2 protein-coding genes are annotated in these 1,318 nt (G+C 59.9%); one reads left to right on the top strand and one right to left on the bottom strand.

Annotated elements, in window-relative coordinates:
* Window positions 1-387: DUF982 domain-containing protein (locus tag EOA38_RS36925; protein WP_348627556.1), on the top strand; the 387-nt coding region annotated here is incomplete at its 5' end.
* A 141-nt stretch (window positions 388-528) separates the two neighbouring features.
* Here the strand turns inward: EOA38_RS36925 and EOA38_RS36920 are convergent.
* Window positions 529-783, bottom strand: coding sequence for a WGR domain-containing protein (locus EOA38_RS36920; RefSeq protein ID WP_127222217.1), 255 nt, complete (start codon window positions 781-783; stop codon window positions 529-531).
* Between the last annotated feature and the right edge of the window lie 535 nt (window positions 784-1,318).

Below are 1,318 nucleotides of genomic sequence, written 5' to 3'. Positions count from 1 at the left end.
CCGGACAGCACATTTGCGATGGTTGCCGGGCGGAATGCTCGTCCAAAGCGGTGGTTCGCGAACTGGGAGGAGCGCATGGATGCGGAGGATTTCGGCAGCCCCATTTTCGTGAAGCGTGCGGCCTATATCGTGCAAGAGATTGCGAGCCTCGCGGACGCCATCGATTTCCTCAGCGACTGGCCCGAGGATCAAAGAGATCTGATCCACCAGACCGCCCTTCAGGCCTGCTATGACGCAGAGGATGGGCACAAACAGTTAAGCGCCGCACACCATGCTTTTATCGATTTCGCCAGGCAGGTCGCCATCCTAGAAGATCCAATCTCCGCCATGCAGTGGATCGCCGCCTGCAAAAGCGGCGCGCGTAGGGACAGGTTGGGTTGTAGCTAAGCTTGGGGCATCACCGATCGCGGACAAGAGCGGAAGACTCTCCATCATCGCCGGTAATTCCGGAAAACAGGGAGCGGCTGGCCGCCTAGGCATCGAGTTGGCCTTTCGGGCCTGCGATCTTTTGCGCGATGTCGCCAGCCGCTAGTCCGGATCACAGTCGCGATATCCGCGTCGGCGCTTGGCACGCTGTAGCTTCATTGATGCGGTGGCCGCACTGTCTTGGCTATCGAAGGTTTCCATCATCGACTTGCCGCTGGTCCCGATGCGGCCCCAGTTGCGAATGACGGCTGCTCCTCCGAACAAGGTCGGTTGGATCGCAACCATATAAAACCGCCGCATGTTCTGCGATGGGTCGATGCGTCGAAGATGAACGGACCCTGCCTCTTCGTTTTCCATGGCCGCAGTCTCACTTGGCTTGCAAGCGGCGTCTAACGAGTTCTTCGAATCCAACCGGCTCGACCGATTCATTGCGGTTATGGGTGCGGCGCGGTCGCTTCAGGAAGGTCATGATCACCGCTGTGGCCACCAAGCTCGTCGCCGCACTGTGCATGATCGAAGGCGCACGCGTCGGACCGTCACGACGTAAGCGCGCGGCAATTCCGCCCCGAGCCTATCAGACCCCCGGAACCACCCCTTTTGCGGGGTTAATCGTCGTCATCTAAACTGCTCTCATCGCCTGAACCTTTGGCGGCGTGGCGGGATCATGTGCGGCCGTTTGAGCGGGGACCGGACAGGGCCTAGACCTCGTGCCTCTGGTTTCGTGGGGGCATCGATCGTGCCGCTTGTGCCGGATGCATGGCGGACATTCCGATATCTCCAGTATCGTTCTTCTGGAACGGATGCCCGGACCTTCCCTGAACGGCCTTTCTTAAGATTGGTCTGACGCCGGTCCGGCGTTTTGCCTGCAACGGCTTCGCCGACCTTCTTCCCC

The organism is Mesorhizobium sp. M1E.F.Ca.ET.041.01.1.1 (assembly GCF_003997355.1).
Taxonomy (GTDB): Bacteria; Pseudomonadota; Alphaproteobacteria; order Rhizobiales; family Rhizobiaceae; genus Mesorhizobium.
Note: the sequence above shows the minus strand (reverse complement) of the source record. Positions and strands in the feature narration are given on the sequence as shown.